Raw genomic sequence first — 25,560 nt, 5'->3', positions numbered from 1 at the left:
CTTCTCTCGCTTGGTTCAAATGGCTGCAATAGCGGTCGTATCGGATGTTGGTCACGCGGTTGTCGCCCGGATGGCGTGTATGTTCCGGGGCCGAGAGCCATGGAAGGGACCAATCCGGTGAACAAGAAGCTCGCGGCCGCACTGTCCGGCGGTGCGGTACTGGTACTGGCGCTGACGGGATGCGGCGGCGACGACAGCAGCGACAAGCTGAACTCCTGGGCCCAGCAGGTCTGCGAGGGCGTACAGCCGCAGGCGAAGAAGATCGAGGCCGCCAACGCCGCGATCCAGAAGCAGACCTCGGACAGCAGTCAGCCGGCCGACGTGCAGAAGACCGACGCCCAGGCGTTCCAGGACATGTCGGACGCCTACAAGGCGATGGGCACGGCCGTGCGGAAGGCCGGGGCGCCGGACGTCGAGGACGGCGAGAAGAAGCAGAAGGCCGCGGTCGCCGAGCTGAACCAGCTGTCGACGTCGTACGCCTCCCTGAAGAAGCAGGTCGAGGAGCTGGACACCGAGGACCAGGCGAAGTTCGCCGACGGGCTCAAGGACATCGCCACCGAACTGAACAAGCTCAGCGAGAGCGGCAACGACGCCCTCAAGGCGCTGGAGGAGGGCGACGTCGGCCAGGCGATGGCCCAGCAGGCCAGCTGCAAGTCGGCCTCGGCGTCGGCGTCCGCGACGACGAGCTGAGGTACATCGGCGGACGGGCGGCGGACGCGATCAGGGTCACAATGGGGACGTGAGTAACGCCGACGCCCTCTCCCCGCTGCCCGCAACCGACCGCCCCGACGTCACCGCCCGGCTCCGGGACGCGCTGCTCGGGGCCTCGTACACCGCCGACGGACTGCTGGAGCTGCTCGGCGCCCCCGCCTACGCGGCGCTCTCCCGGAGCGAGACCGTCCCCGCGCTGCGCGCCACGCGCGGCGACACGCCGCTGGAGCTGCTCGTGCGGCTGTTCCTGCTCCAGCAGCCGGTGCCGTACGCGCGCGTGACGGCGATCCTGCCCGTCGACGACTGCCTGGAGAGCGGCTGGCTGGTGCGGGCCGGTGACGACGAGGTGGCCGCCACCGTCGACGTACGGCCCTACGGCGGGTCCGATGGCGACGACTGGTTCATCGTGTCCGACCTGGGGTGCGCGGTCGGTGGCGCGGGCGGTGTCGGAAGCCGCGCGGAAGGTGTCGTGCTGGGCGTCGGCGGCGCCTCCACGACGCTGGCCGGGCTCACCGTCCGTACGCCCGTCGCCGCCGCCCTCGACCTCGGCACCGGTTCCGGCATCCAGGCGCTGCACGCCTCCCGGCACGCCACGCGCGTGACGGCGACCGACGTCAACCCGCGCGCCCTGCACATCACCGGCCTCACCCTCGCCCTGTCCGGGGTCCACGGCGCCGACCTGCGCGAGGGTTCGCTCTTCGCGCCGGTCCGGGACGACGAGCGGTACGACCTGATCGTCTCCAACCCGCCCTTCGTGATCTCGCCGGGCGCCCGGCTGACGTACCGGGACGGCGGGATGGGCGGGGACGATCTGTGCCGCACGCTCGTTCAGGAGGCGGGGGAACGGCTGACCGCCGGCGGGTTCGCGCAGTTCCTCGCCAACTGGCAGCACGTGGAGGGGGAGGAATGGACGGACCGGCTCCGCTCCTGGGTGCCGCGCGGCTGCGACGCCTGGATCGTGCAGCGCGAGGTGCAGGACATCACGCAGTACGCCGAGCTCTGGCTGCGGGACGCGGGCGACCACCGTGACGACGTGGCCGCGTACCAGGCGCGGTACGACGCGTGGCTGGACGAGTTCGAGGCGCGGGGGGTCCGGGCCGTCGGCTTCGGCTGGATCACGCTGCGCCGCAGCGACGCCGCCGAACCCTCGGTCACCGTCGAGGAATGGCCGCACCCGGTCGAGCAGCCGCTCGGCGAGACGGTCCGGGCCCACTTCGACCGGATCGACTACCTGCGGACCCATGACGACGCGGCCTTGCTGGAGGCCTGCTTCACGCTGGCCGGCGAGGTCGTCCAGGAACAGGTCGGGCTGCCCGGCGCCGAGGATCCGGAGCACGTCGTCCTGCGGCAGAACCGCGGCATGCGCCGGGCCACCCGCGTCGACACGGTCGCCGCCGGATTCGCCGGCGTCTGCGACGGCACGATGAGCGCGGGCCGCATCCTGGACGCGATCGCGCAGCTGCTGGGGGAGGACCCGGTACTGCTCCGGGACCGTACGCCCGCGCAGATCCGGCTGCTGGTGGAGCAGGGGTTCCTCGAACCGGTGGGGTGAGGGCGCTGCCGTCGTCCGGGCCGGGATGTCTGTGGCGGTCCGGGGCGTCTGCGGGCGCCCGGGATGTCGGTCGGGTGAGTAGCGGACGTCTGTCCGCGCACGGCGTGCCACCCGCCGTGACGAGCCGTGCGCACCGTCGGCAATCGGCCATGTCGCCGCCCAGACGACGGGGCCGTGAGGCATCCCGGGAAAGGGGCCGTGAGGCATCCCGGGAAAGGGGCTGTGAGGCATCTCGGGAAAGGGGCTGGGGGCATCCCGGAAGGGGCCGTGAGGCGCCCCGTCGGCCCCTTGTTCACCTCGGCTTCGCCTGGCCGCCGCCCGCGCGTGTCACCCTCCGTGAGGCGTGGTACTCGCGGACGGAAAGCAAGGGGCACGGGAGCCATGGAACGTGGACCGGCGATCTTCGTGGGCGTGGTGTTCGTCCTGTTCGGAGGCGGTCTGCTGGCGTGGACCGCGACGCAGGTCCGCTACCGGCGCCCCGTCGCCCAGGGTGTGAGCCCCGTCGCATCGGCGACCGTCGCGAGCATCGCCGGCGTGGTCGCGCTGGCGGTCGGCGCCTGGTGTCTGACGCACGCCTGACGCGCATCTGACGCCCGCCTGACGTACGTCTGACGCGCGTCTCCGACCCGTGCCTTCGACGCGCCGCCGGCCCGTCACCGCCCCACCCCGGCCCGCCTCTGACGAGCGCCTCACCAGCGTTCGGCAAGCCGCTGACGGGCGCCGGGCAAGCGGCTGACGAGCGCCGGGCGGGCGTCCGGCGGGGTGCCTGGCGGGCGTTCGACGGGAGTTCCGCGTGGCGGATTCCGGAGGTTCCGGACGCCGCCCGGGGCGTAACCGAAAGATCGCGCTCCGGATACACCCGGGAAAGCCCGTGGGCACTCCGGGCGGCAGGAAGCGGGTCGGTCGGGTTACCGTTCGAGTGGCCGTTGCGGGCTTTTCCCGTTTGACACGGGGGCGGGAGGTACCGTCACACTCCGCAGCGTCACGAGCGAACAAGGAAGCAGGACCCTACCCCGGACCCACGCCTGGGGCAGTCCCCAGCGTCGACCGGAGAGAAGAGCGAAGTTGTCCCCGACCAGCGAGACCGCAAACGGCGGCCGCCGACTCGTCATCGTCGAGTCGCCTGCCAAGGCGAAGACGATCAAGGGCTACCTCGGCCCCGGCTACGTCGTCGAAGCGAGCGTCGGGCACATCCGCGACCTTCCCAACGGCGCCGCCGAGGTGCCGGAGAAGTACACCGGTGAGGTCCGCCGCCTCGGCGTGGACGTCGACCACGACTTCCAGCCCGTCTACGTCGTCAACGCCGACAAGAAGGCGCAGGTCAAGAAGCTCAAGGACCTGCTGAAGGACTCCGACGAGCTCTTCCTCGCCACCGATGAGGACCGCGAGGGCGAGGCCATCGCCTGGCACCTCCAGGAAGTCCTCAAGCCGAAGATCCCGGTCAAGCGCATGGTGTTCCACGAGATCACCAAGGACGCGATCCGGGACGCCGTCGCCAACCCGCGCCAGCTCAACCAGAAGCTGGTCGACGCCCAGGAGACCCGCCGCATCCTCGACCGCCTCTACGGCTACGAGGTCTCGCCGGTGCTCTGGAAGAAGGTCATGCCGCGCCTGTCGGCGGGCCGCGTCCAGTCCGTCGCCACCCGGCTCGTCGTCGAGCGGGAACGCGAGCGGATCGCTTTCCGTTCGGCTGAGTACTGGGACCTGACCGGCACGTTCGGCACGGGCCGGGCCGGCGACGCGAGCGACCCCTCCTCCCTCGTCGCCCGCCTCCAGACCGTCGATGGCAGGCGGGTCGCGCAGGGCCGTGACTTCGACTCCCTGGGACAGCTCAAGAGCGCGAACACCCTCCACCTCGACGAGGCGAACGCCCGCGCGCTCGCCGCCGCCCTGGAGAGCACCGCCTTCTCCGTCCGGTCCGTCGAGTCCAAGCCGTACCGCCGCTCGCCGTACGCCCCGTTCCGTACGACGACGCTCCAGCAGGAGGCGAGCCGCAAGCTCGGCTTCGGGGCGAAGGCGACGATGCAGGTCGCCCAGAAGCTGTACGAGAACGGCTACATCACCTACATGCGTACGGACTCGACGACCCTGAGCGACACGGCGATCTCCGCCGCCCGCGCCCAGGTCACGCAGTTGTACGGCGCCGACTACCTGCCCGCGCAGCCGCGGACGTACGCCGGCAAGGTCAAGAACGCGCAGGAGGCGCACGAGGCGATCCGCCCCTCCGGCGACCGCTTCCGCACGCCTGCCGAGACGGGCCTGACGGGTGATCAGTTCAAGCTGTACGAACTGATCTGGAAGCGGACCGTCGCCTCCCAGATGAAGGACGCCACCGGCAACAGCGTCACCGTCAAGATCGGCGGCACGGCGGCCGACGGCCGGGACGTCGAGTTCAGCGCGTCCGGCAAGACGATCACCTTCCACGGCTTCCTCAAGGCGTACGTCGAGGGCGCCGACGACCCCAACGCCGAGCTGGACGACCGCGAGCGCCGGCTGCCCCAGGTGAGCGAGGGAGACGCCCTCACCGCCGAGGAGCTCACGGTCGACGGCCACGCCACCAAGCCCCCGGCCCGGTACACCGAGGCGTCGCTGGTCAAGGAGCTGGAGGAGCGCGAGATCGGCCGCCCGTCGACGTACGCGTCGATCATCGGCACGATCCTCGACCGCGGTTACGTCTTCAAGAAGGGCACGGCACTCGTCCCGTCCTTCCTCTCCTTCGCCGTGGTCAACCTCCTGGAGAAGCACTTCGGGCGGCTCGTCGACTACGACTTCACCGCCAAGATGGAGGACGACCTCGACGCCATCGCCCGCGGCGAGGCACAGGCCGTGCCGTGGCTGCGGCGGTTCTACTTCGGTGAGGGCTCGGGCGCGGGCGGCGCGGCCGAGGCCGGCAACGGCGACGGCGACCACCTCGGCGGTCTGAAGGAACTGGTCACCGACCTCGGCGCGATCGACGCCCGTGAGGTCTCCTCGTTCCCGGTCGGCAACGACATCGTGCTGCGGGTCGGCCGCTACGGCCCGTACATCGAGCGCGGCGAGAAGGACTCCGAGAACCACCAGCGCGCCGACATCCCCGAGGACCTGGCGCCCGACGAGCTGAGCGTCGAGCTGGCGGAGGAACTGCTCGCCAAGCCGAGCGGCGACTTCGAGCTGGGCACCGATCCGGCCACCGGGCACACGATCGTCGCCAAGGACGGCCGCTACGGCCCGTACGTCACCGAGGTGCTCCCCGAGGGCACCCCGAAGACCGGCAAGAACGCGGTCAAGCCGCGCACGGCCTCCCTCTTCAAGTCGATGGCGCTGGACACGGTGACGCTGGACGACGCCCTGAAGCTGATGTCGCTGCCGCGGGTCGTCGGCACCGACGCCGAGGGCGTGGAGATCACCGCGCAGAACGGCCGCTACGGCCCGTACCTGAAGAAGGGCACGGACTCGCGGTCCCTCACCTCCGAGGAGCAGCTCTTCACGATCACGCTGGAGGAGGCGCTGGCGATCTACGCCCAGCCCAAGCAGCGCGGTCGGGCCGCGGCCAAGCCGCCGCTGAAGGAGCTGGGCACCGACCCGGTCAGCGAGAAGCCGGTGGTCGTCAAGGACGGCCGCTTCGGGCCGTACGTCACCGACGGGGAGACCAACGCGACGCTGCGCTCCGGCGACAGCGTCGAGGAGATCACCCCGGAGCGCGGTTACGAACTGCTCGCCGAGAAGCGGGCCAAGGGGCCCGCCAAGAAGACGGCGAAGAAGTCGGCCGCGAAGAAGACCCCGGCGAAGAAGACGGCCACGAAGGCGGCTGCCAAGACGACGGCTGCCAAGAAGACGGCGGCCAAGACGACGGCCGCGAAGAAGACCGCTGCGAAGAAGACGACCGCGAAGAAGACGACCACGGCGGCGAAGAAGGCGACCGCGTCTAAGGGCGCCGAAGGCTGAGGTTCTGTCTTCGGGAACGTCTGTCTTCGCGAAACGAACGCCCCGGCATCGATTCGGTGTCGGGGCGCGCGTACGTTCGGGCGGGGAGGCGGTGTTGTCCGTGGCTCCCGATAGGCTGAACGCATGACGCGAGCCGAGCAGCCCACGGCCTCACACCCGGCCCCTGACGACGCGCTGGTGGCGGACTCCCGCGAGCGCGCCATCCGTGCCCTGTTGCGCCGGCCGCAGTTGCGGCGTTTGTGGAGCGCCCATCTGGTGGGCGGCGTCGGCGACACGCTCGCCCTGCTGGTCCTGGTCCTGCTGTCCGTTCAGGCGGCCATCTCCGTCGGCTCGTTCGGCGGTGGCTACCGGGGCGTGGCGTTCGCAGTGGCGACCGTTTTCGCCGTGCGCATCCTGGCGACCGTGCTCTTCGGCGCCGTACTGCTCGGACCGCTCACCTCACTCACCTCGCAGGACGGTCCGCTGGACCGCCGCTGGACGATGGTCGGGGCCGACGGCCTGCGCGCGGCGCTGCTGATCGTCGCGCCGCTGTGGATCGACTGGACGCCGGACGACGCCCTCGCCGCCCTGCTGGCGACCGTCTTCGTCGTCGGCGTCGCCGAGCGGTTCTGGACGGTGTGCCGGGAGAGCGCGGCCCCCGCGCTGCTGCCGGCGCCGCCCCTGGAGGGCGCGACGGTGCGCCCGCTGCCCGACCACATGGACACGCTGCGCAGGCTGTCGCTGCGTACCGGCTTCGTGTCGGTGCCCCTCGCGGCGGTGGCGCTCGTCGTCGCCGGGCTGCTCAACAACCTCCTCGGTGCGGGGATCGACTGGTTCGCCGAGCACCAGGCGGCCCTCGCCTCGTACGTCGCGGCCGGACTGTTCGCCGCGTCCGTGTCGGTGGTGGCCTTCCTGGAACTGCCCGCCACGCGCACCCCGCGCGCGCGGTCGCCGCTGGAGGGGCTGCGCCGCCCGAAGAGCGGCACGGGCGCCGACAAGGGCCGTACCGGCGTGCTGCCGCTGCTGGTGCTGGCCTGTGCCGCGGTCGCCGGCGCGGTGGCCGCCGCGGTCGCCGTGGCCGTCCTGCAAGCCAAGGACCTGGGCGGCGGCCCGGTGCTGTACGGGCTGGCGGTGGGCCTGCTGACCGGCGGCGTGGTCGTCGGCATCCGCACGGCGCCCGCCCTGCTGCCCTCGCTGTCCCGCCGGCGGCTGCTGGCCCTGGCGATCGCCGTCGAGGGCATCCTCCTGCTGGTCGCCGGCCTGGTCCCGGACGGCACCACCGTGCTGCTGCTCCTGGCGCTGGCCGGTGCCTGCGCGGGTGTGGCCGCCAATGTGGGGCACGCCCTGCTCGACCAGGAGACCGAGGAGGCCCGCCGGGCCCGGACGACCGAGCACCTGCACGCGTGCGTGCGGTTCGTCGTGGCGCTCGCCGCCGTGATCGCCCCGCTGGTGGCCGCGGGCATCGGGCCGCACCGGCTGGAGAACGGCAAGTTCGTCTTCGCGCACGGCGGCGCCGCGTTCACGCTGATGCTGGTCGGCGCGCTGCTGCTGCCGGTGGCGGCGCTGGTGCTGGCCAAGGTCGACGACCGCTCCGGGGTGCCGCTGCGGCACGACCTGCGCGACGCGCTGCTCGGCGGCGACGACCCGGTGCAGGCGCCCGCGACCACCGGGTTCTTCATCGCCCTGGAGGGCGGTGACGGCGCCGGGAAGTCCACCCAGGCCGAGGCGCTCGCCGAGTGGATCCGGAGCAAGGGCCACGAGGTCGTCCTCACCCGCGAGCCGGGCGCGACGCCGGTCGGCAAGCGGCTGCGCTCCATCCTGCTGGACGTCTCCAGCGCCGGACTGTCGCACCGCGCGGAGGCGCTGCTGTACGCCGCCGACCGCGCCGAACACGTCGACACGGTGGTCCGGCCCGCGCTGGAGCGCGGCGCGGTCGTCATCTCCGACCGGTACATCGACTCCTCGGTGGCCTACCAGGGGGCCGGCCGCGACCTGTCCCCGACCGAGATCGCCCGCATCAACCGCTGGGCGACCAACGGGCTGGTGCCGCACCTGACGGTCCTGCTGGACGTCTCGCCGGAGGCCGCCCGCGAACGGTTCACCGAGGCGCCCGACCGGCTGGAGTCGGAGCCCGCCGAGTTCCACGCGCGCGTACGGGCCGGTTTCCTGACCCTGGCCGCCGCCGACCCCGGGCGGTACCTGGTGGTCGACGCCGGCCAGGAGCCCGAGGCCGTCACCACCGTCGTACGGCACCGGCTCGACCGGGTGCTGCCGCTGTCCGAGGCCGAGATCGAGGCCCGGGAGGAAGCGCGCCGCAAGGCCGAGGAGGAGGCGCGGCGCAAGGCGGAGGAGGAAGCCGCGCGCAAGGCCGAGGAAGAGCGGCTGGAGCGTGAGCGCCTGGCGGAGCTGGAGCGGCTGCGCAAGGAGGAGGAAGAGCGCAAGCGGCGCGAGCTGGAGGAGGCGCAGCGGCGCGAGGCCGAACGGCAGGCGGAGGAGGCCCGGCAGCGGGCCGAGGAAGCACGCCGCAGGGCCGAGGAGGAACGGCAGCGGCTGCTCGCGGAGGAGAAGGCACGCGCCGAGGAGGAGGCCCGGTACAAGGCCGAGCAGGAGCGGCTGCGCAAGCGGGCCGAGGAAGAGGCGCGGCTGCGGGCCGAGGCCGAGGCCAAGCGCCTGGAGAAGCAGCGCAAGGCCGAGGAGGCGTTGCTCCGCGCCGAGGAGGCCCGCCGGGCGGCGGAGCAGGCGGCGGCAGCGGCGGCGACGGGACCGCGGCCCACGGCGCCGCCCGCGGCGGACGCCCCCCGCCGCCCGACGCCCCCGGACGCGATGACCGTACCGACGCCGCTGGTCACGCCGACCAACGCCTCCGGCGGTCCGCTGGATGAGACGGCGGTACTGCGGCCGGTGCGGGACGAGCCCGCCGGCCGGCCTTCCGCCGGGGCGCGGGGGGAGCGCGTCAGCCTCTTCAAGGACGACGAGGACGCGGGCGGGCACTCCGGGTCTTCGTCCGGGGTGTCGTCCGGGGTGTCCGAGGCCGAGGTGACGGCTGAACTGCCGGTTCCGCCGGCTCCGGACGCTTCGCCCAGCGCGGCGGAGGAGACGGCGGTGCTTCCGGCGGTGCGGCCGGGCGAGGCTGAGGTGACGGCGGAGCTGCCGTCGGTGGCGCCCGGTGCGGCCGACGAGACGGCCGTGCTGCCCCAGGTACGCGAGGACGCGCCGGCCGACCGGGTCCCGCCGGGCTACTTCCGGGACGAGGAGCGGAGCGCCGGGCAGGACAGGTCGGGCGGGCAGGGCGGGCCGGGCGACGGCGAGGACCGTACGCGGGAGCTGCCGCAGGTCGACCCCGACGGCGTCCCGCAGGCCCCGCGGCGCAGGCCCCGGCCCGACTGGGCCGAGGAGACGCCGCTGGACGACCTGCCGACGCTGGCGGACGAACTGCTCGGCCCGCGCGCGGACGACGGCGACGACGAAGGCCGCCGGGGCCGGGGCGGCCGGGGGCACTGACCGGCAGGCGTCCGGGCCGACGGCGTCAGGGCCGGCAGCGTTGCGGCCGTCGGCGGTCCGTTGTCAGTGGTCGCCTCCACAATGGAGGGACGCGGCGCGGAAGGCGACGCGGACGACAGGGACAGCTGCGGCACGGCAGTGCACAGATGGCGCGCGGACAGTGCACGGGCGGTGAACAGACCACGCGCGGGCGGTGCGCGGAAACGCGTGGGCAGTGGCAGCGGCACGGAGAGTGCGTGGAAGGACGGCGTGACCCATGACCGTATGGGACGACCTGGTCGGGCAGGAGCGGGTGAGCGAGCAGCTCACCGCCGCCGCCCGGGACGCCGACGCCCTCGTCACGGCCGCCGCGGCCGACACCCCGCCGCCCGGGGCGTCGAAGATGACGCACGCCTGGCTGTTCACCGGGCCGCCCGGCGCGGGCGTGACACGGACGGCGCGGGCCTTCGCCGCCGCGCTGCAGTGCGTGAGCCCCGACCGCGCGCTCGGCGGCGTCCCCGGCTGCGGGTTCTGCGACGGCTGCCACACCGCGCTCGTCGGCACGCACGCGGACGTCAGCACGGTCGCCGCGGTGGGCTCGCAGATCCTGGTGGAGGACATGCGGGACACCGTCCGCAAGTCGTTCACCTCGCCGGCGAACGGCCGCTGGCAGATCATCCTCGTCGAGGACGCCGAGCGGCTGAACGAGAAGTCGGCCAACGCCGTCCTCAAGGCCGTCGAGGAACCGGCCCCCCGCACGGTCTGGCTCCTGTGCGCCCCCTCGATCGAGGACGTCCTGCCCACGATCCGCTCCCGCTGCCGCCACCTGAACCTGAGCACGCCCTCCGTCGACGCCGTCGCCGACATGCTCGTACGCCGCGAGGGCATCGAACCGGACGTCGCCGCCGCCGCGGCCCGCGCCACCCAGGGCCACGTCGACCGGGCCCGGCGGCTGGCCACCGACCCCGCCGCCCGCGCGCGCCGCGCCGCCGTGCTGAAGCTGCCGCAGCGCGTCGAGGAGGTCGGCGGCGCGCTCAAGGCCGCCCAGGAACTGGTCGACGCGGCGAGCGAGGACGCCAAGCAGCTCGCCGAGGAGGTGGACGGCAAGGAGACGGAGGAGCTGAAGGCGGCACTGGGCGCGGCCCAGGGCGGCCGGATGCCACGCGGCACGGCGGGCGTGATGAAGGACCTGGAGGACAAGCAGAAACGGCGCAGGACCCGCACCCAGCGCGACAGCCTCGACCTGGCCCTGACCGACCTCACCGCCTTCTACCGCGACGTCCTCGCCCTCCAGCTCGGCTCCCGGATCGCCCTCGCCAACACGGACGCGGAGGACGCCCTGGAGCGGCTGGCCCGCGCCGGCACCCCGGAGGCCACGCTCCGCCGTATCGAGGCGATCGCCGCCTGCCGCGAGGCCCTGGACCGCAACGTGGCGCCGCTGCTGGCCGTGGAGGCGATGACGATGGCACTGAGAGCGGGCTGAGCGGACGGCGCCGGAGCCCGGGAAAGACCGGAGGCAGAGAGAGGAGCAGAGAGGGAGGGGGCCGGGTAACTCATCCGTGGCACATCGAGCACGCACGGCGTTCAATCCGTCGCGGAGCGTTACGCTCGCCGGATGCACACAAGGCGCACTCTCCGCAGAACCCGTACCGGTCTCGCACTCCTCACCGCCGCGCTGTTCGCCGCCGCGTGTTCCTCGACGGGCGCGTCGACCTCCGCCGGCCCGGCCTCGGAAGCGTCGCTGGCCGCGCTGCCACGGGCCACGCCGTCGGGCCTGTCGCCGTACTACGGGCAGAAACTGAGCTGGCGCGACTGCGGTGTCCCCGGCTTCCAGTGCGCCACGATGAAGGCGCCCCTCGACTACGCGCGCCCGTCCGGCGGGGACATCCGCCTCGCCGTGGCCCGCAAGAAGGCCACCGGCCCGGGGAAGCGGCTGGGATCACTGCTGGTGAACCCGGGCGGACCGGGCGGCTCGGCGGTCGGCTACCTCCAGCAGTACGCCGGCGTCGGCTACCCCGAGGAGGTCCGCGCCCGCTACGACATGGTGGCCGTCGACCCGAGGGGCGTGGCCCGCAGCGAGCCCGTGGAGTGCCTCGACGGCCGGAAGATGGACGCGTACACGCGGACGGACGTCACTCCGGACGACGAGCGGGAGACCGAGGCGCTCGTCGCCGCCTACAAGAACTTCGCCGAGGGCTGCGCCACCGATGCCCCCAAGCTGCTCCGGCACGTCTCGACCGTCGAGACGGCCCGCGACATGGACCTGCTGCGCGGGGCGCTGGGCGACGAGAAACTGACGTACGTGGGGGCGTCGTACGGGACGTTCCTCGGGGCGACGTACGCGGGGCTGTTCCCGGACCGGGTCGGCCGGCTGGTGCTGGACGGCGCGATGGACCCCTCCCTCCCCGCCCGGCGGCTGAACAGGGAGCAGACAGCCGGCTTCGACACCGCCTTCCGGTCCTTCGCCGAGGACTGCGTACGGCGGTCAGGCTGCCCGCTCGGCGGCAAGGGCACCACGCCCGACCAGGTGGGCAAGAACCTGAAGGCGTTCTTCGAGAAGCTGGACGCCCGGCCGGTCCGCACCGGCGACGCCGACGGCCGCGCACTCACCGAGTCCCTGGCCACCACGGGCGTCATCGCCGCCATGTACGACGAGGGCGCCTGGCCACAGCTGCGCGAGGCCCTGACGGCCGCGATGCGGAAGAACGACGGCACCGGCCTGCTGGCCCTGTCCGACAGCTACTACGAGCGCGACCCCGACGGCACCTACAGCAACCTCATGTCCGCCAACGCCGCCGTGAACTGCCTCGACCTCCCGGCGGCCTTCTCCTCACCCGGCGAGGTCCGCGACGCGCTCCCCGACTTCGAGAAGGCGTCCCCCGTCTTCGGCGAGGGCCTCGCCTGGGCCTCCCTGAACTGCGCGTACTGGCCGGTCCAGCCCTCGGGCGAACCCCGCCGCATCACCGCCGACGGCGCCTCACCCATCGTGGTGGTCGGCACCACCCGGGACCCGGCGACCCCGTACCGCTGGGCCCGGTCCCTGGCCGCCCAGCTCTCCTCCGGCCGCCTCCTCACCTACGACGGCGACGGCCACACCGCCTACGGCCGCGGCAGCACCTGCGTCGACTCCACGATCAACACCTACCTCCTGCGGGGCACCGCCCCGGCGGACGGAAAGCGCTGCTCGTAGCCGGCCCGTGCACCGGCCCCGCACCGGCCCCGCACCGGCTCCGGGGCCCACCCGGGGCCGGTACGAAGCACCCCGCGAAACTGTGTAGACTTACCGACGTCGCTGATCGCACCCTGGTGCGCAGGACACGCCGCCTTAGCTCAGATGGCCAGAGCAACGCACTCGTAATGCGTAGGTCTCGGGTTCGAATCCCGAAGGCGGCTCTGTGGTGAACCCCAGGTTAGGCCTCTGACCTGGGGTTTCTTGTTTTGGTTGACCTTGGAATTCGGGCCAATCGGGCACGTGCAGTCTGTGCATCGCAATGCGTAGGTGTGGAGTTGACGGCCAGTGGCGGCTGTGGATTGCGGGGCTGTGACCTCGGCATTTGTTCATGGCTGTCGATCTCCCCGCCCCCGTCCGGTTCGAGCTGGTGGCCATTTGGTGGCCAGGCGTGCAGAGGGCGTGCAGATGGTTCCTCGGTCAGCCTCGCGGATTTCGCATGGGAGTTGTGCCATCCGTACAATCGCGCGGTCGGCCGGGTTTTCCTGAGGCGCGGGCGACGACGCGCTGCTTCACTACCGGCCGTCCCAGTAGGGCGAGCCGAGCTGTATCGCGTCGTCGGCCGGCGCGGTGATCTGCTGCGTGGAGGCGCCGACGCCCTTGGCCGCCTGCGCGGTCGTGTACGCGTGATCGGCCGCGTCGGCGACCGCCTTGGCGGCCTCGGCCTTGGCTGCGTCGGCCCTGGACCTCGCGACCTACGACAACAGCCGTGACGGCCGATCCAGCCGGGGCCGGTCTGTGCGGCGTTGGTGCACGGTGCGGGATGACGTGGGCTCGGCGGATACTGGTCAGGGTGCCGTGCTGTTGTGGCCGCTCGACAACGCGCCGTCCGTAGGCGTCGCGCGGCGAGACCGTGACTCCTTGGCCGGTTGAGCACAAGCCTCGCTCATAGTGGTGGAACCCGTAGTGGTGGAAGACGGATGAACCGCCTGCGGGTGTAGATCACGACATGCCACAGTCGCGGTATGCGCAGCGCGGACGGAGTGATGGACGGGGGCGTCCCGGCACAGTCGGGGGCGGGCGCGGAGGGGTCCGTCGCCGAGGTGGTGTGGCGGCGGTGGGGTGTCGCCCTGGGCGGGGTGCTCCCGGCGCGGTTCGTCGAGCCCGGCTGGGTCTACGAGGAACGGGTGGGGCGTCGTTGTCCCGTCTGTGAGGGGGAGTTGCATGCGCTCCGCAGGCCGTACGAGTCGCAGGGGCGGGTGTACCGGTACGCCGCTCTCATCTGCCCTGCCTGCCCCACCGCGTTCAGCCTCGCGGACCTGGGAGTGAAGACGTACGACCAGCTCACGGCGGCACCTTCGGGGTCCGCGCCTGTGCCGCCCGGGCCCTGCCCGAGTGGTCTCGGGGTCGCCGTGACCGCGATCCGTGTTCCCGGGCAGTTCCCTGGGGCAGTGCGCGGGGGACACCGTCCGGCGTGGCCGGAGGACCTGGCCGTGCCGGAGCAGGCCGAGAAGCGGGCCCTGTTGTGGTGCAAGGTGACCGATCCGGACTGGTGCCCCACCGAGGAGGCGGTCGCGGCGGCCGAGGACGTGCGGGTGATCCTGCCGGAGGGCCCGGGCTACGACGTGCTGCGGAGCCTGCTCGCCGGGCGCGGCGTCCCGTACCGGGTCAGCCGCTACTGGGAAGAGGCCGAACAGGTCGGCACGGTCGATGAGTTGGGCGGCCGTACGGATCTGGTCGTGGTCGGTCCGCGTGGCGCTGTCCCGGCCGCGGGTCCCTGGGCGGTGGCGGCCCGGGACGCCTTCGCAGCGCAGTGGGACGCGTTGGAGGAGTTGCCGGAGTACGACGGGGCAACCTACGTACCGGTGGAGAAGCTGGTGCCCGCCGAGTGGGCCGCGCTGCTGCCGCATCCGGCGTTCAACCCGGCCCAGGCGGCTGCCGTTCCCGTCGTACGGGAGGGCACCGGGCACCTGGTCGTGGTGGCGCCCACCGGCGCGGGCAAGACCCCGATCGGCATGGTGGCGGCGCTGGACGCGCATGCCCGGGGCAAGAAGGCCGCCTGGCTGGTGCCGCAGCGCTCGCTCACCGACGAACTCGACCGGGAGCTTCAGCTGTGGCGGCGCCGGGGCCTGCGCGTGGTGCGGCTGACCGGTGAGGCCGCCGTGGACACCGAGCTGATCCGGGCGGCCGATGTGTGGGTGGCGACCACGGAGAAGTTCGAGGCGATCTGCCGCGCGGGATCGCTGCGCGACGCGCTCGCCGAGGTCGGCTGCCTGGTCGTCGACGAGATCCACCTGCTCGGTGATCCGGCGCGTGGGGCCGTCCTGGAAGCGCTGCTCGCGCGGGTACGGGAGGACGGTACGGGCGCGCGGATCGTCGGGCTGTCGGCGACGGTCGCCAACGCGGACGAGGTCGCCGAGTGGCTGGGTGCCCGCCTGGTCCGCACCGCCTGGCGGCCGACCCGGCTGACCTGGCAGCTGCCCGTCCTGCCGTCGGTGGACGAGGCGGACTGGGCGGCGCGGGCCGCCGTCCGCACCGAGGTCGCCGTACGGATCGCCCGCGGGGTCGGTGCGGACGGCGGCAGTGTGCTGGTCTTCTGCGGCAGCAAGCGCCGGGTGCGGGCCACCGCGCTGGCGCTCGCCGCCGACCGGGGTGTGCCGACCGGCGGTGTGGACGCGGACGACGCCGAAGTCGTCCAGCGGCTGTGCACCAAGGCCGGGGTGCGGCTGCACTACCGGGACTGGCCCTACAAGCGGGAGGCCGAGCAGGCCTTCCGTACCCGTGAGGCGGACATCCTGGTCGCCACCTCCACCGTCGCCGCGGGCGTCAACCTCCCCGCCCGGGCCGTGATCGTCGCCGACACCACCATCGGCCTGGACCGCGTCGAGGTGTCCATGGTCCAGCAGATGTTCGGGCGGGCGGGCCGGATCGGTGCCGGGGAGCGGGAGGGCTGGGCGTTCCTGCTCGCCGACCCGGCGGAACGGGCGCACTGGCAGGCCCGGTTGGCCGCCGGATACACGGTGCGGTCCCGGCTGGGCGACCACCTGCCCGACCACCTCCTGGCCGAGGCAGTCCAGGAACGGGTGTGCAGCGTCGAGGAGGCGCAGCGGTGGTGGGCGGGGACGCTGGCCGCGCACCAGGGAAACGCCGGCGTCGAACCCCTGCGCGAGGCGGAGAGGTTCCTCACGACGGCGGGCTGTCTGCGCACCGTCGCCGACGAGGACCATTGGGAGACGAGCCCGCTGGGCAGGCTGACCAGCCGCTTCATGGTGGACGCCGCCCTCGCCGACGAACTGGCCACCGCGGTGCGGGAGGCCCCCGTGCCCGAAGACGCCTTCACCGCCGAGCGGTTGCTGGCGGCCCTTCTCAGCACCCGCCTCCCGGTGCTGGAACAGGCACCGTTCACCGACCGGGCCCGTACTGCGCTGCGCCGCGTACTGCGCGAGGCGGAGCAGCAGCACGAGGAGCCGGAGGAGAGCGGCGAGCCGGCGGAGGACGAGCCGAAGGCTGTGGCCGGCGACCTCGCCCGCGCGGTCCTCCACCTCGTCGCCGACCGACCGCGCCTCTTCCGTGGTCGGCCCGGCTACGTCCTCGGCATCCCCGTCGACTCGATGACCGGCATCCTGGCCGAGGCCCAGCGCTACCTGGCCTGGCTCGGCGCGCAGGGCCCCCTCGGCACTGTGCACCCCTGGGCGGCCGTCGTCGTCGGTGACCTGGCCCAGCGCATCCGGTGGCGGACACTGGGGCCCGGCCGAGGGGCGGGACGGCTGCTGTGGATGTGCGAGCGGATGGCTACCGCCCCGCTCGCAGCCGATCTCGTGCCCCGGATGTGGCGCGCGGCCCGCGCCCGCGGCGTCGAAGCCCCCGACTGGAACGGTACGACACCGCCGAACGACTGCACCCTGCCCCCGGACCGTTACCGCGAACTGCTCGCGGAGCGCGCCACCGGCGTCCGCCTGGACCTTCGGGAGGACCGTGTCCGGGTGACGGCTCCGCCCGGTTCCGTGATCCGGCTGTGGAACGGTACGACCACCACCCTGCACAGCGGCGACGGTGAGGAGAACACTCTGCTTCTGCCGCCCGACGACCCGTCCGATCTGTCGGCGGGGCGCACCGGAGCGGCCGTCTTCACACGCGGGGACCGGCTGGGGACGGGATGGCTCGGGGTGTACGCGGCGATCCGTCTCTGAGCCGGCCGCAGGGCGGTCTCCACGGCGGCCACCGCCCGGTAGCGGCGTGAAGCGGGCGCAAGGTAGCACAGGTGGCACGGGCCGGGGAGCGGCTTACACGCACCGGTCGGGGTACGGCACACTGGTGCGGATCCGATGGTCTCCAGCCGGACGAGTATCAGCTGAAGCAAGGGAAGCCGAAAGATCCGTGAGTGACGAATCCGACGCTCCGGAGCCGCACGCCCCGGACCCCGTCGACGAGGGCGCGTTCGGTATCGACGCGTTCTCCCTCGACGACCGGCTGCGGCTGTTCCACTTCGCCGCCGCCGAGAAGCGTCACGAGTACCTGTGGCTGCTGCGGGCCTTCGACCGCGGACGTGCGAACTACCAGGTACTGCTGCACGCTTCGGACGCGGTGGGGCTGCTGGAGCGGCTCGCCGTCGACCATCCCGCCGCGGGCGCCGTGGGTGGCTCGGCCGGCGTTCAGCCGTTGCTCGACGCGCTCGCGGAGTGGCAGGTGCTGGACCGGTCGTACGACGGGACGCGCGCCGCGAACCTCGCCGAGTACCGCAACCGCCACTACGTGTACCAGTTCACCCAGGCCGGATACCGGGCGTACCGGGCCGTGGAGGACGTGCTCGGCGCGAGCCTGGAGGACGCCCAGCTCTCCCGCCTCGTCTTCCCCGACATCCTCGGCGACCTGCGCGCGCTGGCCGAGGCCAACACCGCGGGCGACGGCGAGGAGGTGTACCGCAAGCTCGGCCGCCTCGACTCCGTGCTGAACGAGATGGCGCAGCGCGCCGCCCGCTTCTACCTCATGCTGGGCGACCTGGCGCGCACCAACGACACCCGGCCCGAGGTGTTCCTCGCCCACAAGGACACGCTCCTCGCGCACATGCGGGAGTTCACCGCCGAGCTCGGCCGCTACGCCCCGCTGCTCGCCGAAGCGGTCGAGAAGGCCGCGGCCACCGGTGTGGACCGCATGATCGAGTACGCGGCCGAAGCCGACGAACGGCTCTTCCGCAGCCCCGCCGAGCGGCTGGCCGACTGGCGGCACCGGTGGGACGGCATCGTCCACTGGTTCGCCGAGCGCGAGCACAGCGAGACCGAGCGGCTGCAGGACGCCACCGTCACCGCGATCCGCTCCGTCCTCGCCCTGCTGCGCCGGGTCACCGAGGCGCGCCGGGGCGGGGTGAGCCGGGAGAGCCAACTGCGCCATCTCGCCCAGTGGTTCACCTCCTGCGAGAGCGACGAGGACGCGCACGCCTTGTTCCAGGCGGTCTTCGGGCTCGGTGCGCCCCGCCACATCGCCGTCCCGTACGCCGACCCCGAGCGGATCCCGGGGCGTACGTCCTGGTGGGAGGCCGAACCGGTCGAACTCGCCCGCACCCTGGTCCAGTCCGGCCGCACCCCCGCCCTGTACGGCCCCGGCCGCATCGACCGCGACGACGACCGGCGGGCGCTGCTCCGCGCCGAGCAGCTCAAGGAACAGGCCGAGCGGCGCAGTGCCGCGAACTCCCTCGCGTCGGACGGGGTGTACGGCCGGACGCTCGACGAGCCCGAGACGCGGGCGCTGCTGGCCCTGCTGGACGTGGCCCTCGCCGCCCGAGTCCCCGCCAGCCGCCGGGTCACCGCGGCCTCCGGCGCCGCCCACGGGGTACGGCTCACCCTCACTCCCGCCGAGGGCTCCACCACCGTCGACACCGTGCGTGGCCGCCTCCATCTCGACGGGCTGCGCCTGGAGGTCACCGCATGAGCGAGGTCACCGCATGAGCCGTGTCGCCGAGGGCGTCTCCCCGCTCGAACTCGCCGACTACCAGAAAGCGGTACGGCTCGTCCTGCGGCATCCGCTGATCACGCCCGGGTACCCGGACAGGGCGGCGCTGGCGACCGTGCGCCGCTGGGCCGACCATCTGCGCACCGATCTGATGGACGTGCTCGGGTACCGGCTCGTGACCACCGCCGACACCGCCCGGCTCCAGCGCGCCCAGGACGGCCTGGACGCCACCCGCCCGGCCCTCACCCGCGCGGGACGGCCCTTCGACCGGCGCCGCTACGCCTACCTCGTCCTCACCCTCGCGGCGCTGGGCCGCCACGGCGCGCAGGTGGCGCTGGGGGAACTGGCCGACGCGGTCGCCGCCGACGCCGTACGCATCGACGGACTCGGCCTGGACACCGCGCGCAAACCCGACCGGGACGCCTTCGTCGACGCCGTCACCTGGCTCACCGAGCGAGGCGCGCTCACCCTCGCCGACGGCTCCGCCACCGCCTGGGCCGGCGACCCCGAACGCGCTGAGGCCCTGTACGACATCGACCGCGAGATTCTCCTCGCCGTCCACCACCCGACCCGCGTCCTGCAGCATCTGACCTCGGTCACCGCGCTGCTGGACTCCTCCGGCGCGATGGGCCTGTCCGTCGGCCGCGCCGCCCAGCGTCGCGACCAGGCGCGCCGCGCCCGCCGCCTGGTACTGGAGAACCCGGTCGCGTACTACGCCGACGCCGACACCGAACTTCTGGGCCAGTTGCGGGCCCCCGCCCTCGCCGAGGACTTGGAGCGGCTGACCGGGCTGACGGTGGAGCGGCGGGCCGAGGGCGTGGCGCTCATCGACACCTCCGGCAGGCTGTCCGACCTCCGCTTCCCCGGCGGCGGTACGGTCGCGCAGGCGGCGCTGCTGCTCGCAGCCCGGATCAGCGCCGCCGTGCAGCGGTCCGGACGGCACGCCCTCGAACTGTTGCCCGCGCCCACCGCCGCCGAACGCCTCGCGGCCCGCGCCCGGCGTATCGACGCGGCCCTGCCGTTGCGCGGGCTGATCACCGAACTCGCCGAACCGGACGAGGAGTCGGCGTACGAGGCACCCGGCGGCGAGGGTCAGGGGCCGACGGAGACCCGTTACCCCTTCGTCACGGATTCCTGGCTCCGGGGCAGGCTCAGGGAGATCACCGTCGAGTACGGAGCGGGCTTCGCCGCCGATCTGCGCGGCGACCCGGACCGGCTGCTCGGCGAGGCCCTCGACCTGCTGGCCGCCATGTCGCTGATCGTCCGGGTCGACGGCGGAGCCCTCGCGCTTCCGCTGCTCGCTCGCTACCGGGGGGTCACGGCCCGCGTGAGAACCCGTACAGCGGCCGGGCCGCCCTCCCAGACCGCCCTGTTCGTCGACGACACCACCAAGGACCCGACTCCGTGAGCACCCCCGCTCCCACTCCGGTTACCCCCTCACTCACGGCCTCCGCCGCCCGGTTCGTCCCCACTCGTGCCGGGATCATCAATCTGTGGGACTACCGGGACGAGGAGTTCTCCTTCGCCGGTGGCTGGCTGGTGTTGCGCGGCCCCAACGGATCGGGCAAGACCAAGGCCCTGGAAGTCCTCTTCCCGTTCGTCCTCGACGGCCGTATCGACCCCAAGCGGCTCAACCCGTTCGCCGCCGAGGACCGCACGATGAAGTCCAACCTGCTCTTCCGCGGGCAGGACAGCGCGCTGGGCTACGTCTGGATCGAGTTCACCCACCGGGAGACCGGCCAGGCCGTCACCTGCGGCATCGGGCTGCACGCCCAGCGGCACCGCGACACACCTGCGCGCTGGCACTTCGTCGCGGAGGGCCGCGTCGGCGAGGACTTCTCCCTCCTCACCGACGACGACCGGCCGATGACAAGGAAGCAGCTCGCCGCCGAACTCGGCCGCGAACTGATCGCCTCCACGGCCGACTACCGCGCCGCCGTCGACCAGCGCCTGTTCGGTCTCGGCCCGGAGCGGTACGAGCAACTGCTCACCCTCATCCTCACCTTGCGCCGTCCGCAGCTCGCCAAGAACCTCGACCCGGCCAAGCTCTCCGACACCCTCACCGCCGGTCTGCGCCCGCTCGACGACGACCTGATCGCCGAGGCGGCCCGTTCCTTCGACGACATGGAGTCCGTGCAGCGCACGCTGGAGGGGCTGGCCGCCGCCGACGACGCCACCCGTGCCTTCCTCGCGAGCTACTCCACCTATGTGCGGGTCCACGCCCGCGCCGCCGCCGACCGGCTCACCGCCCGCCGTACCGAGACCGCCGAGCGCGCCGCCGCCCTGCGCGCCGCCGCGGCAGATCTTGCGGCGGCCCGCGAGCAGCAGGCCACCGCCGTGACGCGCGCCGAGTCCGCCGACGCGGCGCTCGCCGCCCAGCGCTCCCGGCTCGACCAACTGCGCTCCTCCGCCGCTTACCAGGCCATCGAGCAACTGGCCGACCTGGAACGCCTGGTGCGCACCTGCGAGCAGACCGCCCGGCAGGCGAGTGCCGAACGCGAACGCCGCAGCGCTGCCACCGGCCGCGCCCGCGCCGAGGCCGAACACGCCGCACGGCTCGCCGCCGAACTTGACGCCGCCGTCTCCCGGGACGCCGCGACTGTCGCCGACCACGCCCACACCGCCGGCCTGCCCTGGACCCCGGCCGACGCCGAGCCCGCCCGCCTCGCCGAACGCTCCGCCGCACTCGCCGCCGCCCGCCACGAGGGCGTCCGGGCCGTGCGCGCCGCCCAGCAGACGGCACGCGGCGCCGAGCAGACCCGCGACCTCGCCCGGGTCTCCCTCGACCGTGCCGAGGAGGCCGTCACCGCGGCCGAAACCGCGGAGACCGCCGCCGAGTCGGTCCTCGACGCCGCCCGCGAACAGGCCCGTACGGCCCTCGGCCAGTGGATGGGCACACATGGCGAACTCCTGACCGAGGAGGGGACCGGCCGACTCGCCGAAGCTCTCGAACTTACCGGTGAGGCCGAGTCGTTCACGCTCGCCGACGCTTTCGCCGAGGCCACCGCGCCCGCCGTGCAGGAAGTGCGCGACACCCTCGCCGCCCTGCGCGCCCAGCGCACCGACGTGGAGCGCCGCCGCGCCGATGCGGAGGCCGAACGCGACCGGATCGCCGCCGAACACGACGACGCCCCGCCCCCGGCCCGCGGCCGCACCGCCGACCGGGCGCCCGGCGAGGGCGTTCCGCTGTGGCGGCTCGTCGACTTCGACGACGACCTGACGGACCGTCAACGAGCTGGCCTGGAAGCGGCCCTGGAGGCATCGGGCCTCCTCGACGCCCTTGTCACAGCCGAGGACACCCCCGTGACGGCCGGGCACAGCGAGGGCTACCTCCGTGCCGGCGCCCCGGTGAGCGGACCGAGCCTCGCCGATCTCCTGCGCCCCGAGGCCCCCGACACCGGCGACGCGATCCCGACCGCCGCCCGGATCACCGCCGTACTGCGCTCCGTCGCCGTCACCGGAGACCTCGACTCGGGCATCCCGCAGATCGGCCCCGACGGCCGGTACGCGGCCGGGGCCCTGGTCGGCGCCCACACCAAGGAGCACGCCGAGTACGTCGGCGCCACCGCCCGCGCCCGTCGGCGCGCCGCCCGGATCGCCGCCTGCGAGACGCTGCTGGCCGAACTCTCCGCCCAGCTCGACGAGGTGGCGCGCGCGCAGGCCCGTACTGACGCCGCCCTCGACGCGTATGCCGCCGCCCGCGCCGCCCTGCCCCGCACCACCGGCATCACACAGGCGCTGCGCGGGCTCGACCGGGCCGCGGCGAGGCTGCGCGCCACCCGCGACGCCGCCGACGCCGCCCGGGCCGCGTACGACGAGTCGGTGGCCGCCTGCTCGGTCGCCGAGCGCGCCCTGCGCCGCGCCGCGGCCGAGCACGCCATCGAGACCGAACGCGTCGACGCCGTAGAGGCCGCCACCCGCGCCTTCGAGACGGCGGTCCGCGAACTCGCCGCCCGCCGCCGCGAACACGCCCGCCAGACCGAGGCCGCCGAGGCCGCCGCCGACCGGCTCACCGCCGCCGCCGAGGACGAGGAGGCGGCGGCGGACGCCGAGCGCGTGGCGCGCCGCCGGCACGCCGAGGAGGCCGCGGGACTTGAGGCCCTCCAGGCAGCCGTCGGGGCCGAGGCGCAGGAGGTGATGCGCCAGGTCCAGGAGACCGAGGACGGCATCGACGCGCTGGTGGGGGAGGCCGAGGCGGCCCGCACCGCTCAGCACGGCGCGATCGCGGGCACCGCCGCGGCCGAGGCCCGCCGTACGGCCGCCGCCGAGGCCCGGTCGGTCGCCGCGGCGGAGGAGAAGGACACCGCCCGCTCCCTGCGCCCGTACGCCGCCCGCGAACTCCTCGACATCCTGCGCTGCCCGCCCGGCCTCGCCTGGCCCGCCCAGGAGGCCGACTGGACCGGTGAGGCACTCCCGCCGGCCGTGGCCGCCGTACACGAGGCGATCCTCTCCGCGACCCGCGACCTCGCCCCCACCGAGACCAGCCTCAAGCAGTCCGTCACCCGGCTCACCAAGGCCCTGGACGACCTCCAGGCGCAGCTGGCCGCGGCCGGACAGGACTACCGGCCCGAATGGGACGGCTCCGACGGCGTCATCCTCGTCCGCGTGGCCGACGAGGAGGGCCCGCTGCCGGTCGCCGCCTTCGCCCAGAAGATCTCCTCCCACCGCCGTGACCAGGCCGAACTGCTCTCCGACTCCGAGCAGCGCATCCTGGAGGACGCCCTGCTCACCCGGCTCGCCCAGCAGATCCACGACCGCACCGTCGACGCCCGCGACCTGATCCGGCGGATGAACACCGACATGCGCAAGCGGCAGATGTCCTCGGGGACGACGGTCGGGGTGAGCTGGCTGCTCGCCGACCATCTCGACGACGAGCAGCGCGCGGTCTGCGCCCTCCTCGACGCCGACGCTGCCCGCCTCGGCCCGGAGGGGCTGGCCCGGGTGCGCGTCCACTTCGCCGCGCAGATCAAGACCGCCCGCGCCCGTCACCGCGACCAGCCCTACCGCGAGCTGCTCGCCGAGACCCTTGACTACCGGCGCTGGCGGCAGTTCGCGTTCCAGCTCGTACGCCCGGACAAGAGCGAGGAGCGACTCACCCGCGCCCGGCACAGCCGCCTGTCCGGCGGTGAGCAGTCCGTGTCGCTGCACCTGCCGCTGTTCGCCGCCGCGCACGCCATGCTCAACTCCGCCGATCCGCACGCCCCGCGTCTGCTCGCCCTGGACGAGGCCTTCGCCGGGGTGGACGACACCGGGCGCGGCGAACTCATGTCACTGGCCGCGCAGTTCGACCTCGACCTGTTCATGACCGGCTACGACCTGTGGGCCGCCCACGCCTCCGTGTCCGCCGCCGCCCACTACGACCTCGCGCACACCGCCGTCGACCACACCGTCTCCGCGCTGCTGCTCGTCTGGGACGGTCACCGGCTCCTCGCCGACGACACCGGTGATCTGACCGCGGCCCTCGGCTCGCCGGGCACCCGGCGCATCCCGACGCCCGAGGAGGCCGCAGTTGCCGGCTGAGCGGCCCGCGAGCGACGGGTACGACGAGCTGCGGGGCGAGGGATGGATCCGGCTGCTGGCTGCCGCCCGCCGCCGGCTGGAGCGCACCGGCGGCGCGCTCGACGGCGACATCGGGCTCACGGGGCCCAGCGAGGCCGAGCGCCGCACCGTGATCGGGATCACCGGCCGCTACCGGCCCGAGACCGCCAAGCGCCTCGCCGTACCCCTGCGTGACCTGGACGGGTATCTGTGCGGCCGGTACGGCACCGGTCTCCTCCAGACCCTCGGCCGGCTGCACGGTCCGCTGCGTGACCGGCCGGCCGAACGGGCCGACGAGGAAGCGAGCCGCGACCAGGCCCTGAAGTCAGCCCACTCCAGCCGGCTCGCCGGGCAGGGGTGGTTCGCCGCCTGGCTGGAGCGGATCGCCGCCGACGGCACTCTCACCCGTCTCGTACGCCGGGGGGACGCGCCGCTTCTCGACGCGGCGGTGCGCGTCCTGGAAAGGCTGACCGTTGACGGGGGCCGCTCCGCGGGCTCCCTGAACCGGGTCCCCGGTGTCCTGCCGCTTCCGGTGCTCGCCGAGTGGGCCACCGGCGACACCAAGGCCCTCGTGCCCGGCGCTCCGCTGGAACAGCTCGTCCTGCGTGCCCTCGCCCAGCGCGCCGGTGACGGGTGCGCCGTCCCGCGCGAGCGGGCAGGGCGGCGCGCCATGTGGGAGAGCGTCGGCGCCATCGCCGACGACCTCGCCAGCCAGGTCCTGGTCCTCAACATCGGTGCCGAGGGGGACACCGTGGTCTGCGACTGGCTGCGCGACGCCGCGGACTTCGGCATCCCCTTCCGGCTCACCCTCCACCAACTCGCCACCGACCCTGTCGTCCCCGCCGCCCGCGCCATCTTCGTCTGCGAGAACCCGGCCGTACTGCGCGCCGCCGCCGGCGAACTCCAGGACACCGGCGCGGCCCTCGTGTGCACCGAGGGCGTCCCGTCCGCCGCCTGCCACAAACTGCTCGGCGACGCCGTACGCGCGGGAGCCCGGCTGCACTGGCGTGCCGACTTCGACTGGGCCGGCCTGCGCATCACCGCGGACGCCATGGCCCGCCACGGCGCCCGCCTCTGGCGGATGACGGCCGCCGACTACACGGCGGCACTCGGAGAGGGTGAGTCCACACCGCTCGCGGGACCGCCCGCGGCCAGTCCCTGGGACCCCCAACTGGCCCTCGCGATGGAGGCGTCGGGCAGCACGGTCATGGAGGAACGCCTCCTGCCCGCCCTCCTGTCCGACCTCACCCGTGCCTGACCC

Annotated in this window: 12 protein-coding genes and 1 tRNA gene; all 13 read left to right on the top strand. The window is 73.6% G+C overall.

Annotated elements, in window-relative coordinates:
* Nucleotides 1-99 precede the first annotated feature (99 nt).
* Nucleotides 100-690 (top strand): small secreted protein, encoded by a 591-nt coding sequence (locus J7I94_RS13420; protein WP_215167297.1) that lies wholly within the window; start codon nt 100-102, stop codon nt 688-690.
* Nucleotides 691-739: 49 nt separating this feature from the next.
* Complete coding sequence (locus J7I94_RS13415) at nt 740-2,263, top strand: class I SAM-dependent methyltransferase (RefSeq protein ID WP_215167296.1); 1,524 nt, start codon at nt 740-742, stop codon at nt 2,261-2,263.
* A 381-nt stretch (nt 2,264-2,644) separates the two neighbouring features.
* On the top strand, nt 2,645-2,842 hold the full coding sequence (locus tag J7I94_RS13410) for a hypothetical protein (RefSeq protein ID WP_215167295.1): 198 nt from the start codon (nt 2,645-2,647) through the stop codon (nt 2,840-2,842).
* 486 nt (nt 2,843-3,328) lie between these two features.
* Nucleotides 3,329-6,187 (top strand): type I DNA topoisomerase, encoded by a 2,859-nt coding sequence (topA, locus tag J7I94_RS13405; RefSeq protein ID WP_215167294.1) that lies wholly within the window; start codon nt 3,329-3,331, stop codon nt 6,185-6,187.
* A gap of 123 nt (nt 6,188-6,310) precedes the next feature.
* Nucleotides 6,311-9,667: a dTMP kinase gene (tmk, locus tag J7I94_RS13400; protein WP_215167293.1), complete on the top strand. Its 3,357-nt coding sequence runs from the start codon at nt 6,311-6,313 to the stop codon at nt 9,665-9,667.
* A 256-nt stretch (nt 9,668-9,923) separates the two neighbouring features.
* Nucleotides 9,924-11,129: a DNA polymerase III subunit delta' gene (locus tag J7I94_RS13395; protein ID WP_215167292.1), complete on the top strand. Its 1,206-nt coding sequence runs from the start codon at nt 9,924-9,926 to the stop codon at nt 11,127-11,129.
* Nucleotides 11,130-11,261: 132 nt separating this feature from the next.
* Nucleotides 11,262-12,836, top strand: a complete 1,575-nt coding sequence (locus J7I94_RS13390) for an alpha/beta hydrolase (RefSeq protein ID WP_215167291.1) — start codon at nt 11,262-11,264, stop codon at nt 12,834-12,836.
* Between the two features lie 129 nt (nt 12,837-12,965).
* Nucleotides 12,966-13,039: transfer RNA gene (locus J7I94_RS13385), tRNA-Thr, on the top strand.
* Between the two features lie 801 nt (nt 13,040-13,840).
* Nucleotides 13,841-17,005: a DEAD/DEAH box helicase gene (locus tag J7I94_RS13380; RefSeq protein ID WP_251075098.1), complete on the top strand. Its 3,165-nt coding sequence runs from the start codon at nt 13,841-13,843 to the stop codon at nt 17,003-17,005.
* A gap of 187 nt (nt 17,006-17,192) precedes the next feature.
* On the top strand, nt 17,193-18,740 hold the full coding sequence (locus J7I94_RS13375) for a TIGR02677 family protein (protein ID WP_215167290.1): 1,548 nt from the start codon (nt 17,193-17,195) through the stop codon (nt 18,738-18,740).
* 13 nt (nt 18,741-18,753) lie between these two features.
* Nucleotides 18,754-20,169, top strand: a complete 1,416-nt coding sequence (locus J7I94_RS13370) for a TIGR02678 family protein (RefSeq protein WP_215167289.1) — start codon at nt 18,754-18,756, stop codon at nt 20,167-20,169.
* Entirely contained in the window at nt 20,166-24,281 is a 4,116-nt protein-coding gene (locus J7I94_RS13365) for a TIGR02680 family protein (RefSeq protein ID WP_215167288.1), read from the top strand. The genes J7I94_RS13370 and J7I94_RS13365 overlap by 4 nt, the downstream gene beginning before the upstream one ends.
* Nucleotides 24,271-25,557 (top strand): TIGR02679 family protein, encoded by a 1,287-nt coding sequence (locus tag J7I94_RS13360; protein WP_215167287.1) that lies wholly within the window; start codon nt 24,271-24,273, stop codon nt 25,555-25,557. The genes J7I94_RS13365 and J7I94_RS13360 overlap by 11 nt, the downstream gene beginning before the upstream one ends.
* The last annotated feature ends 3 nt before the right edge of the window (nt 25,558-25,560 follow it).

The organism is Streptomyces sp. ISL-12, from assembly GCF_018614415.1.
Lineage (GTDB): Bacteria > Actinomycetota > Actinomycetes > Streptomycetales > Streptomycetaceae > Streptomyces.
Note: the sequence above shows the minus strand (reverse complement) of the source record. Positions and strands in the feature narration are given on the sequence as shown.